General features: G+C 70.8%; 11 protein-coding genes and 1 pseudogene. 6 read left to right on the plus strand and 6 right to left on the minus strand.

What is annotated here, in order from left to right; all coding sequences use genetic code 11:
* The first annotated feature begins 68 nt into the window (after positions 1-68).
* From Q5762_RS22840 to Q5762_RS22850, 3 genes are read left to right on the plus strand one after another with little or no spacing between them, the layout of a single operon-like run.
* Positions 69-1,409, plus strand: coding sequence for a sensor histidine kinase (locus tag Q5762_RS22840; RefSeq protein WP_399495235.1), 1,341 nt, complete (start codon positions 69-71; stop codon positions 1,407-1,409).
* Entirely contained in the window at positions 1,406-2,065 is a 660-nt protein-coding gene (locus tag Q5762_RS22845) for a response regulator transcription factor (protein WP_315894068.1), read from the plus strand. Before Q5762_RS22840 ends, Q5762_RS22845 begins: the two co-directional genes overlap by 4 nt.
* Before the next feature lie 35 nt (positions 2,066-2,100).
* Positions 2,101-3,306, plus strand: coding sequence for a cytochrome P450 (locus Q5762_RS22850; RefSeq protein ID WP_315894069.1), 1,206 nt, complete (start codon positions 2,101-2,103; stop codon positions 3,304-3,306).
* Between the two features lie 286 nt (positions 3,307-3,592).
* On the opposite strand, the gene Q5762_RS22855 is transcribed toward Q5762_RS22850, so the two are convergent.
* Both Q5762_RS22855 and Q5762_RS22860 read right to left on the minus strand, forming a co-directional pair.
* Positions 3,593-5,182, minus strand: a complete 1,590-nt coding sequence (locus Q5762_RS22855; protein WP_315894070.1) for an ABC transporter permease — start codon at positions 5,180-5,182, stop codon at positions 3,593-3,595.
* On the minus strand, positions 5,179-6,078 hold the full coding sequence (locus tag Q5762_RS22860; protein ID WP_315894071.1) for an ABC transporter ATP-binding protein: 900 nt from the start codon (positions 6,076-6,078) through the stop codon (positions 5,179-5,181). The genes Q5762_RS22855 and Q5762_RS22860 overlap by 4 nt, the downstream gene beginning before the upstream one ends.
* A 62-nt stretch (positions 6,079-6,140) precedes the next feature.
* Between Q5762_RS22860 and Q5762_RS22865 the strand changes: the two genes are divergently transcribed.
* Positions 6,141-6,650: a MarR family transcriptional regulator gene (locus tag Q5762_RS22865; RefSeq protein ID WP_315894072.1), complete on the plus strand. Its 510-nt coding sequence runs from the start codon at positions 6,141-6,143 to the stop codon at positions 6,648-6,650.
* On the opposite strand, the gene Q5762_RS22870 is transcribed toward Q5762_RS22865, so the two are convergent.
* From Q5762_RS22870 to Q5762_RS22880, 3 genes are all read right to left on the minus strand, one after another.
* A complete protein-coding gene (locus Q5762_RS22870) occupies positions 6,647-6,886 on the minus strand; it encodes a helix-turn-helix transcriptional regulator (RefSeq protein WP_315894073.1) in 240 nt (79 codons plus the stop codon). The genes Q5762_RS22865 and Q5762_RS22870 overlap by 4 nt on opposite strands.
* Positions 6,886-7,377, minus strand: a complete 492-nt coding sequence (locus tag Q5762_RS22875) for a DUF2975 domain-containing protein (RefSeq protein WP_315894074.1) — start codon at positions 7,375-7,377, stop codon at positions 6,886-6,888. The genes Q5762_RS22870 and Q5762_RS22875 overlap by 1 nt, the downstream gene beginning before the upstream one ends.
* A 118-nt stretch (positions 7,378-7,495) precedes the next feature.
* The gene (locus tag Q5762_RS22880) at positions 7,496-8,305 is read right to left on the minus strand and encodes a diacylglycerol kinase (RefSeq protein WP_315894075.1); all 810 of its coding nucleotides are present in this window, start codon (positions 8,303-8,305) and stop codon (positions 7,496-7,498) included.
* A gap of 142 nt (positions 8,306-8,447) precedes the next feature.
* On the opposite strand from Q5762_RS22880, the gene Q5762_RS22885 reads away from it, so the two are divergent.
* Entirely contained in the window at positions 8,448-9,731 is a 1,284-nt protein-coding gene (locus tag Q5762_RS22885) for an adenylosuccinate synthase (protein WP_315894076.1), read from the plus strand.
* A gap of 146 nt (positions 9,732-9,877) precedes the next feature.
* Positions 9,878-10,564 (plus strand): DUF6232 family protein, encoded by a 687-nt coding sequence (locus Q5762_RS22890; protein WP_315894077.1) that lies wholly within the window; start codon positions 9,878-9,880, stop codon positions 10,562-10,564.
* Between the two features lie 17 nt (positions 10,565-10,581).
* Here the strand turns inward: Q5762_RS22890 and Q5762_RS22895 are convergent.
* Positions 10,582-10,790 (minus strand): annotated as a pseudogene (locus Q5762_RS22895) (hypothetical protein); the annotation flags it as partial.

Raw genomic sequence — 10,790 nt, forward strand, 5'->3', positions numbered from 1 at the left:
GACGGACGTGGGAGGATCCCCATCCGTGGGGACGACCGCGTCCGTCGCCCCCCCGTACCGTGGCTGGCGTGACTGAGAACCGGACCCAGACCCGCGCGACGAGCCGCAGCCCCGAGTTCCGCCTGGCCCAGGGCGCGCTCGGCGGGCTGCGGCAGGACCTCTTCCACGACGCCTTCGCCTACCGCCCGCTGCCGCCCATGGCGCTCGACGGGCCGCGCATGCGGCGCGTGCCCGAGCGGATACGCGCCTACGTGGCGTGGACCCCGCACACGGTCGTCGCCGGCTGGGCCTTCATCGTCTTCCTGATGGGCACCATGATCCAGGGCGGCCCCGCGGGCAGCGTGCTGACCGTGGTGTACTCCTTCGTCCCCGCGCTGATCGTGCTGCTCACCCTCGTCCGCCCCGTGCTCGCCTTCTGGGCCTCACTGGCCTCCACCCCCTTCGTCGGTGTCATCGGCGGCGGCTTCGCCGAGGGCTGGCCCTGGTCGGAGAACTCCTTCCTCGCGCACCTCGTCGTCCTCACCGTGGTCGCCGCCCGCACCCGGCCGCGCACCGCCGCCTGGATGTGGACGCTGACCGCCGGCTACGCGCTCTTCTCCGAGTTCTTCCTCACCCGCGGCTACACCACCGACGCCCCGGAGCTCCTCTTCATCGCCGCGCTCGCGCTGCTCGTCGTGACCGTCGTCCAGGTCCGCCGCCAGGCCACGCAGGAGGTCACCGCGCAGCAGACCGTGACCGCCGTCGAACGCTCGAAGCGGACCCTCCTCGAAGAGCGCACCACCATCGCCCGCGAGCTGCACGACGTCGTCGCCCACCACATGTCGGTGGTCGCCATCCAGGCCGAGGCCGCCCCGTACCGGGTCGAGAACCCGCCGCCGGAGCTGGAGCAGGCCTTCGTCACCATCCGGGAGAACGCGGTCGCCGCGCTGACCGAGCTGCGCCGCGTCCTCGGTGTCGTACGGGCGGAGGACTACGAGGCCCCCGACGCCCCGCAGCCCACCCTCGCCGATCTCGAGGGGCTGGTCGCGAACGTCCGCGAGGCCGGGCTCGACGTCGAGAAGACGGTGACCGGCGCGGTACGGGACCTGCCGCAGGGCGTGGAGCTCTCGGCGTACCGGATCGTCCAGGAGGCGCTCTCCAACGTGCTGCGGCACGCGCCGGGCGCGGGCGCGAAGGTGGAGGTGTCGTACGTCCTCGGCGGCCTCGGTCTGCGGATCGTGAACGGTCCGGCGCGCGGGCTCGTGAAACCCTCTCCGGGGGCCGGCCACGGCCTCACCGGGATGCGCGAGCGGGTGACGATGCTGAACGGCGAGATGACGGCCGAGCCGACCGAGGACGGCGGCTTCGAGGTCACGGCCTTCGTCCCGGTGATCCGTGAGCGTGACCTTGAGGAAGTGGTGGACCAGTGATCCGGGTACTGATCGTCGACGACCAGATGATGGTCCGCGAGGGCTTCTCGGTGCTGCTCGGCGCGATGCCGGACATCGAGGTGGTCGGCGAGGCCGTCAACGGGCGGGAGGCGATCGCCCAGGTCGCGGCCCTGCGCCCGGACGTCGTCCTGATGGACATCCGGATGCCGGAGCTGAACGGCATCGAGGCGACGCGCGAGATCGTCGCGGCGGACGCGGACGCGAAGGTGCTGGTCCTGACGACCTTCGACCTGGACGAGTACGTGTACCAGGCGCTGCGCGCCGGGGCCTCGGGCTTCCTCCTGAAGGACGCGTCCGCGCGGCAGCTGGCCGACGGGGTGCGGGTGGTGGCGGCCGGTGAGGCGCTGCTCGCGCCGACCGTGACGAAGCGGCTGATCACCGAGTTCGCACGGGCGGTGGAGACGCCGAAGGTGGCCGCGTTGTCGCAGGTCGGGGAGTTGACCGAGCGGGAGACGGAGGTCCTGGTGCTGATCGCGCAGGGCCTGTCGAACGCGGAGATCGCCGACCATCTGGTGGTGGCCGAGTCGACGATCAAGACGCATGTGAGCCGGATCCTGGTGAAGCTGGGGCTGCGGGACCGGACGCAGGCGGCGGTGTTCGCGTACGAGGCGAGGCTGGTACAGGTGGGCGGGTAGTTCGGGCGGGTAGTTCGGGCGGGTAGTTTCGGCCCATGGACGCTGTCTTCGACCCGTGGTCACCACAATTCGTAGCGAACCCGTACCCCGCCTACGCCGAGCTACGGGCGAGGGGGCGGGCGCACTGGTTCGGGCCGACGCGGCAGTGGCTGATCCCGCACTACGAGGACGTGTCGGCGCTGCTGCGGGACCGGCGCCTGGGCCGTACGTACACGCACCGGTTCACGCACGAGGAGTTCGGCCGTACGCCCCCGCCGGCGGCGCACGAGCCCTTCCACACGCTGAACGACCACGGTCTGCTCGACCTGGAGGCGGCGGACCACACGCGGATCCGCCGCCTGGTGTCGAAGGCGTTCACGCCGCGCACGGTGGAGCGGCTGGCGCCGACGGTACGGCGGCTGGCGGCGGAGCTGGTGGGCGGCCTGGTGGCGCGGGGCGGCGGCGATCTGCTGTCGGAGGTGGCGGAACCCCTCCCGGTGGCGGTGATCGCGGAGATGCTCGGGATTCCGGAGTCGGACGAGGAGCGGCGGATGCTGCGGCCGTGGTCGGCCGACATCTGCGGGATGTTCGAACTGAACCCCTCGGAGGAGACGGCGCGGCGGGCGGTGCGGGCGTCGCTGGACTTCTCGGCGTACCTGCGGGAGCTGATCGGGCGGCGGCGGAAGTCTCCGGGGGAGGACCTGATCTCGGCGCTGGTGGGGGTGGAGGAGCTCACGGAGCAGGAGATGATCTCCACGTGCGTGCTGCTGCTGAACGCGGGGCACGAGGCGACGGTCAACACGACGGTGAACGGCTGGTGGACGCTGCTGCGGCATGAGGAGCAGCTGGCGGCGCTGCGGGCGTCCGGCTCTCCGGAGATGTTGTCCACAGCTGTGGAAGAAATCCTCCGCTACGACACGCCGCTGCAGATGTTCGAGCGCTGGGTGCTGGACGACATCGAGGTGGGGGACGTCCGGATCCCGCGCGGCTCGGAGGTCGCGCTCCTCTTCGGCTCGGCCAACCGCGACCCGGCGCGCTTCGAGGACCCGGACACCTTGGACCTCACCCGCGCGGAGAACCCCCACGTCACGTTCGGCGCGGGTATCCACTACTGCCTGGGCGCGCCACTGGCCCGCCTGGAACTGACCACGCTCTTCGCGGAGTTGCTCCGCCAGGCGCCCACGCTCCGGCTGGCCGCGGAACCCCGGTGGAACCCGGGCTACGTCATCAGGGGCGTCCCCGAACTCCAGGTACAGCTGTAGCCCCCCACCCCAACCCTCCCCGAAACCCTGCCGGGGGCGGGTGGGGGTGAGGGTGAGTGTCGGGGGCTGACGCCCCCAAATCCCCCCGGCGGGCGGCAGCTTCGCGCCGCCGGGGTCTCGGGTGGGGGCTGCGCCCCCGAACCTCCCGACAAGCGGCAGCTCCGCGCCGCCGGGGTGCCCTGTCAGGCCCTCGCTCGGGGGCGGTCACCCTTCGGGCCCCCTCACCGGGGCCCCTCGCTCGGGGGCGGTCACAAACGTCCCGCCCCCTTACGGGGGACCCCCGCGGTCACGACGTCGTCAAGTCACGCCCCCTGAGGCGCCAGAGGCCCACCCCCGTAAGGGTCACCGCCACCGCCGTCAGGGACCACAGCGGCGCCCACGACACACCCCCGCCCGGGAGCTTCGGGAGGTGGCCGAAGGGGGAGAGGTTCAGGGCCCATCTCGGGAGGTTCAGCGCCGGCCCGATCCAGCCGAGCGCCAGGCACAGGCCCGCCACGCCCCACCCCGCAACCGCCGCCCTCGGAAACGCGCCCCACAGCAGGACGGCAAGCCCCGCCAGTGTCCAGATCGCCGGGAGTTGGGCCACACACGCCCCCAGGATCGGCGCCAGGTCCCGGCCGTACGACACGTACAGGCCCAGCCCCGCAAGCAGCATGATCAGCGCCGCGCCCCCGAACGCGATCACCAGGTGACCCGCCGCCCATCGCACCCGCCCCACCGCGTTCGCCAGGATCGGTTCCGCCCGCCCCGACGTCTCCTCGCCGTGCGGACGCAGCACCGACCCCACCGCGTACAGCGCCGCGATCATCCCGAACATGCCGGTCATCGTCGCGAGGAACGCGTTCGTCAGACCGCTCTGACCGCCCATCCGCTCGAAAATCTCCCGCGCCTGCTCGTTGTCGCCGACAAGATCCGCCGCGCCCTCCACCATCCCGCCGAAGACCAGACCGCCCAGCAGGAAGCCCAGCGACCAGCCCAGCACCGACCCCCGCTGCAACCGCCACGCCAGTGCCCCCGCCGTCGCCAGCCGGCCCTCCGCAGGCCCCGGCCGGGTCGGCAGGAAGCTCATCCCCACATCACGCCGCCCGGCCAGCTCGTACGCCACCGCCGCCTGGACGAGCACCGCCCCGGCGATCAGCAGCACCACCCACCACCGCTCCCCGCCGAACGCCCGGACGTTCTCGGCCCAGCCGATCGGCGAGAGCCAGGTCAGCGGCGACGAGCCGTCCGACCGGCCCGTATCCCCCGCCGCCCGCAGCACGAACGCCAGGCCCAGTACCGCCGCCGTCAGGCCCTTCGCCAGCCGCGCGCTCTCCGTCAACTGCGCGACGATCGCCGCCATCGTCGCGAAGAGCATGCCCGTCCCGCCCACCGCGAGGCCGAGCGCAAGCGCCCCACCCAGGCCCTGCCCCGCGAGCCCCGCCGTCACGATGAGCGCGACGCCCGCGTTGGCGACGAGCGCCGCGAGCAGCGCGGCCGTCAGCGGGGCGCGCCGGCCCACCACCGCCGAGGAGAGCAGCTCCTGACGACCCGTCTCCTCCTCTTCCCTCGTGTGCCGTACGACGATGATCAGGCTCATCACGGCCGCAAGCACCGCCGCGAACGTCCCGAAACGCCACGCCACAAGGCCCCCGACGGAGTCGGAGAACACCGGCCCGTACAGCGACCGCATCGAGCTGTTCGCGGTCATCGACGCCGCCAGCTCCGCCCGCTGCGCCGCCGTCCCGTACAAACCCTCCAGCGAGCCGACCCCACTGGCGACCAGGCCGCCCGTGACGACCACCCAGATCGGCATCATCAGCCGGTCGCGGCGCAGCGCGAGCCGCGCCAGCGCGCCCGTACCCGTCAGATGTACGGCGAGCGACGTCGTGCTCATCGCGCCGCCACCTCCTCCGCGTAGTGCCGCATGAACAGCTCCTCCAGGGTCGGCGGCGTGCTCGTCAACGAACGCACCCCCGACTCCGTCAGCGAGCGCAGCACCGCGTCGAGCTTGTCCGTGTCGACCTGGAGCCGCACCCGGTGCCCCTGCACGTCCAGGTCGTGCACGCCCGGCAGGTGGGCGAGCCCGTTCGGCGCGCCCGCGAGCTCGGCGGTGACGCTCGTACGGGTGAGGTGGCGCAGCTCGGCGAGCGAACCGCTCTCCACCGTCTGCCCCTTGCGGATGATGCTGACCCGGTCGCAGAGCGTCTCGACCTCGCTGAGGATGTGCGAGGACAGCAGGATCGTGCGCCCTCGCTCGCGCTCCTCCGCCACGCAGCGCTGGAAGACCTCCTCCATCAGGGGGTCGAGGCCGCTGGTGGGTTCGTCGAGGATGAGCAGGTCGACGTCGGAGGCGAAGGCGGCGACGAGGGCGACCTTCTGGCGGTTGCCCTTGGAGTACGTCCGCCCCTTCTTCGTCGGGTCGAGCTCGAACCGCTCGATCAGCTCGGCGCGCCGCGCCTTGTCGAGACGGCCGCCGCGCAGCCGTCCGTAGAGGTCGATGACCTCGCCGCCCGAGAGGTTCCGCCAGAGCGTGACGTCACCGGGGACGTACGCGATCCGGCGGTGCAGCTCGACGGCGTCGTGCCACGGGTCCCGGCCGAGGAGCTGGGCCGCTCCGGAGTCGGCGCGCAGCAGCCCGAGGAGGACCCGGATGGTGGTGGACTTCCCGGAGCCGTTCGGGCCGAGGAAGCCGTGGACCTCACCGGTCTCGACCGCGAGGTCGAGGCCGTCCAGCGCGTGGGTACGGCCGAACGACTTGTGCAGTCCGGCCACCGTGATTGCCTTCGCCATGTTTCTGAACGTACGCTAGTTTCACAAACTTGTGAAGTTAAGGAAGCGTATAAAGTTGGGGGATGAGCGAGATGACGACGACCAGCGCGGGCGACGATGAGGCCGTGTCCCGATTCGTGGAGCGCTTCGCCGCCGAACTGACCGAGGCGGGCATGCAGCGCATGGCGTCCAGGGTCTTCGCGGCCCTGCTCGCCTCCGAGAGCGCGTCCATGACCTCGGCCGAACTCGCCGACCAGCTCCAGATCAGCCCGGCCGCCGTCTCCGGCGCGATCCGCTACCTCAGCCAGGTCGGCATGGTCAGCCGCGAACGCGACCCCGGCTCGCGCCGCGACCGCTACGTCCTCCACAACGAGGTCTGGTACGAGACCCTCACCCGCCGCGACGCGATCCTGACCCGCTGGGAGAAGGTGCTCCGCGACGGCTCCGAGATCCTCGGCCCGAACACGGCGGCGGGCCGCCGCACGGCGGACACCGCCGCCTTCTTCGAGTTCCTCCAGAAGGAGATGCTGAGCCTCCTCGACCGTTGGCGGGAGCACAAGGCGGCCACGGCGGAGGCGGAGCGCGAGGCCTAGGCCTCGGCGGAGGCCGGCTCCGCGCGCTCCTCCGCCGGCTCCCAGCGCAGCAGGTCGCCCGGCTGGCACTCCAGTACCTCGCAGAGGGCGGCGAGGGTCGTGAAGCGGACCGCCTTGGCGCGGCCGTTCTTGAGTACGGCCAGGTTGGCGGGGGTGATCCCGACGCGTTCCGCGAGCTCGCCCACGGACATCTTCCGCTTCGCCATCATCACGTCGATGTCGACGGCGATCGGCATCAGATCACCTCGTCCAGCTCGGCCGCCATCCGCGTCGCCTCGACGTCGCGCGCGACGGCCTGGGCGAGCAGCGTGCGCAGGACGAGCACGATCAGCGCGACCCCCAGGATCGCCAGGCCGATCCCGCCCATGATGACGGTGACGCCGGGGTCGTCCCGCTGGCCAGGTGCGTTGAGGGCCGTGACCGCGAACCAGACGAGGGCGGCCGCCACGATCGCGCCGATCACGACGTCCACGTACCGGAAGGCGGTGTGGGAGAACACCGTTCCGCGCCGCACCATCGTCACCAGCCGCCATACGCAGACCAGGGCGACCTGCGCCGACGCCAGGCCCAGGATCGTGAACACGCGCAGCGGGGTCAGCGGGAGTGACCCGTCCTCCGGGTCGTTCCCGCTGATCAGCGCCCACACCATGAGTGCCTGCACGAGCACCGAGCCGGCGAGCACCACCGCCAGCACGGCGCGCAGGGCGAGCACCGTCAGTCTTCCCATCGCCATCGCTCCTTCGATCGAGTCACGATGGGAATCTATTGAAAATCGATAGACATGGCAAGCGCGTACCCAAGCGCGTACCCAAGCGCGGACCCAACTGTGGACCGACGCGTGGCCCTCAGTCCTTCGGCAGCGTCAGCCCCCACGCCCCCTCCCGCACCGTCCACGTCCGCCTCCGCACCGGCCCCGACACCACCGTGTCCGCGCGATAGCGGAAGTCCGGGCCCGAGACCGTCAGCGTGCGGGCGTCGGCGTGCACCGGCGGTGCCGACGGCGGCTGGATCGTGATCGCGGCCAGGCCCGCACCACCGCGCAGGGACCGTACGCTCACGCCCTCCACCGGCGCGCTCACATCGCTGAGCAGCACGCCGTCCGCCTCCACCCGCAGCCGGTGCACCCGCGCCGCCGCCTGGGCGGCCGGGGCCGGCCGGACCAGGGTGCGGACCAGGGAGCGGCAGGTGTCCCAGACCGTCGGCGGGCCGGTCGCCTCGACCCGCACCGCCGGGATCCGCAGATCGCCGAGCACCACCCCGTCGCTGTCGTCGACCAGCAGGTCGAGCCGGTGCGCCACCCCGTCGAGCACAGCCCGCGCCGCCGCCACCGTGCTGCGCGGCACGCCGAGCGCGTACGCCACTTCCAGCGAGCCCGGCGCGCCGACCGGCACCAGCGACAGTGCCCCGTCCGCGAGCTCACGCTCCCGGTGCAACAGCGTCACCGTCCGTAGCAGCGCACGGTCGTCGCCGACCACCACCGGGCGCCGGGAGCCGCGCCGGGCAAGGGCCCGGGAAAACTCCTCGGGGCTGTCCGGAAGGCAGATTTTCGCATCTGCCCCCGCACACAACACATCCTTCGCGATCCGTACGGACTCGCCGTCATTCCGGCGGGCGACCGGGTCGATGACCACCAGCAGCTGGTCGTGAGCCGACACCTCGGTCCTTCCTCGGGTAGCATCTTTGTGCAAGAGCCCCTTGCGCTATTGCGCCAGGGGCTTCGTCTATTCCGGGGCACACCGGTGAGGCGGCCTCGGCCCCTGACCTTGGACATGCCCCACCCGGAAGGGGTGTACGCCTGTGCCCGCACTTGTGCTGCTCGGTGCTCAGTGGGGTGACGAGGGCAAGGGAAAGGCCACCGATCTCCTCGGTGGATCCGTTGACTATGTAGTGCGCTACCAGGGCGGCAACAACGCCGGCCACACCGTCGTCGTAGGCGACCAGAAATACGCGCTGCATCTTCTCCCTTCCGGAATCCTCTCCCCGGGGTGCACCCCGGTGATCGGGAACGGAGTCGTCGTCGACCCGGCGGTCCTGCTCTCCGAGCTGAGCGGACTGAACGACCGAGGCGTCGACACGTCCAAGCTCCTGATCAGCGGGAACGCGCATCTGATCACTCCGTACAACGTCACCCTCGACAAGGTGACGGAACGGTTCCTCGGTAAGCGCAAGATCGGTACGACGGGACGCGGCATCGGCCCGACCTACGCCGACAAGATCAACCGCGTCGGCATCCGGGTCCAGGACCTGTACGACGAGTCGATCCTGGAGCAGAAGGTCGAGGCGGCGCTGGAGGGCAAGAACCAGCTGCTCGCCAAGCTCTACAACCGCCGCGCGATCGACGCCGCCCAGATCGTCGAGGAGATGCTCCAGTACGCGGAGCAGATCAAGCCGTTCGTCGCGGACACCACGCTGATCCTGAACAAGGCGCTCGACGACGACAAGGTCGTGCTCTTCGAGGGCGGCCAGGGCACGCTCCTGGACGTCGACCACGGCACGTACCCCTTCGTCACCTCGTCGAACCCGACCGCGGGCGGCGCCTGCACCGGCGCCGGCGTGGGCCCGACGAAGATCAGCCGGGTCATCGGCATCCTCAAGGCGTACACGACCCGTGTCGGCGCCGGCCCGTTCCCGACGGAGCTCTTCGACGAGGACGGCGAGGCGCTGCGCCGCATCGGCCACGAGCGCGGTGTCACCACCGGCCGTGACCGTCGCTGCGGCTGGTTCGACGCGGTCATCGCGCGGTACGCGACCCGGGTCAACGGCCTGACGGACTTCTTCCTCACCAAGCTCGACGTGCTGACGGGCTGGGAGCAGATCCCGGTCTGCGTCGCGTACGAGATCGACGGCAAGCGCGTCGAGGAGCTGCCGTACTCGCAGACGGACTTCCACCACGCGAAGCCCGTCTACGAGATGCTCCCGGGCTGGTCCGAGGACATCACCAAGGCCCAGACCTTCGCCGACCTGCCGAAGAACGCGCAGGCCTACGTGAAGGCCCTGGAGGAGATGTCGGGCGCCCCGATCTCCGCGATCGGCGTGGGCCCGGGCCGGACCGAGACGATCGAGATCAACTCGTTCCTGTAGGACTGGGCACAACGCGCAAGGGCCCGCATCCCGATCCCGGGGTGCGGGCCCTCCGCCGTGCTCCCTGCTGCCTGATTTCCCCTCCTCAACTCCCCTTCCGTGCCTCACACTTGACGCAACGTCGGAACTGAGCAACAGGGGGACGCATGGAACCGCCGAAGACGCCACCAACGCCACCCACGCCACCCACGCCGCCAACCCCACCGTCGACACCGCCGCGGCCGTGGAATCAGCCGAGGCCGGGGAACCAGCCGACGACCTCCGGCGAGATCGAGCTCAAGGTCAGTAAGCGGCTGCTGTGGGTGGGCGGAGCGGCGTACTCGCTGCACAACGTCGCCCGCGTCTACACGTTCACGCTCCACCCGCGCCGAGGCGAGGCCTTCATGCGCTTCCTGAAGCGGATGGCCGTCACCCTCGTGGTGGCAATTCTGCTGGTCATGGTGACGGACACCAGGGCCTTCCGCTCGTCGTCCTACGACAACGACTACGACTCCTACGACAGCGACTCGGGCGGCATCACCCCGTTCCTCTGGTTCGTCCTCGTGTGCTTCGTGGTCTACTTCGTCGCCGACATGATCGGCGTGGTCTTCGCCAAGTCCCACTTCGTGCTGGGGATCGAGACCTCCGGCCCCTCGACGGCGATCGTCACCAGCCGGGACCGCGCGTATCTGATGACGCTCGTCCACACCGTCACGGACGCCATCGAGAACCCGGAGAACGAGTTCCGGGTGCACGTCGAACGGGTGATGATCAGCAAGCCCAGCAACTACTACTTCGGCGACGCCGTGAACATGTACGGCGGCAGCGGCAACACGGGGGTGGCGAACGCGTGAGTTTCCTGAGTCAACCTCTATGCCGCCAGAGGTGTGTCGGCGGCCGTGTTGATCTTGCCGTTGGCTTGGTGGATGTCGGGGTCGTAGCAGGTTCCGTTGCGCCAGCATGCCCACATCACCCGGAGCCAGGATCGGGCGAGGATGCGGACGGCGTGGGGGTGTCGCTTCTTGCGGGCCCTGGCGTCGTTGTAGATCTTTGCGGCCCACTGGCTGCCGTGCCGGCTGT

Origin of the sequence: Streptomyces sp. P9(2023) (genome assembly GCF_032436795.1) — a bacterium.
Lineage (GTDB): Bacteria > Actinomycetota > Actinomycetes > Streptomycetales > Streptomycetaceae > Streptomyces.

Excerpts from the sequence above, each read along its gene's own strand:
- Q5762_RS22850 (WP_315894069.1), top strand. The coding sequence starts at position 2,101 with ATGGACGCTGTCTTCGACCCGTGGTCACCACAATTCGTAGCGAACCCG.
- Q5762_RS22855 (WP_315894070.1), bottom strand. The coding sequence starts at position 5,182 with ATGAGCACGACGTCGCTCGCCGTACATCTGACGGGTACGGGCGCGCTG.
- Q5762_RS22860 (WP_315894071.1), bottom strand. The coding sequence starts at position 6,078 with ATGGCGAAGGCAATCACGGTGGCCGGACTGCACAAGTCGTTCGGCCGT.
- Q5762_RS22865 (WP_315894072.1), top strand. The coding sequence starts at position 6,141 with ATGAGCGAGATGACGACGACCAGCGCGGGCGACGATGAGGCCGTGTCC.
- Q5762_RS22870 (WP_315894073.1), bottom strand. The coding sequence starts at position 6,886 with ATGCCGATCGCCGTCGACATCGACGTGATGATGGCGAAGCGGAAGATG.
- Q5762_RS22875 (WP_315894074.1), bottom strand. The coding sequence starts at position 7,377 with ATGGGAAGACTGACGGTGCTCGCCCTGCGCGCCGTGCTGGCGGTGGTG.
- Q5762_RS22890 (WP_315894077.1), top strand. The coding sequence starts at position 9,878 with ATGGAACCGCCGAAGACGCCACCAACGCCACCCACGCCACCCACGCCG.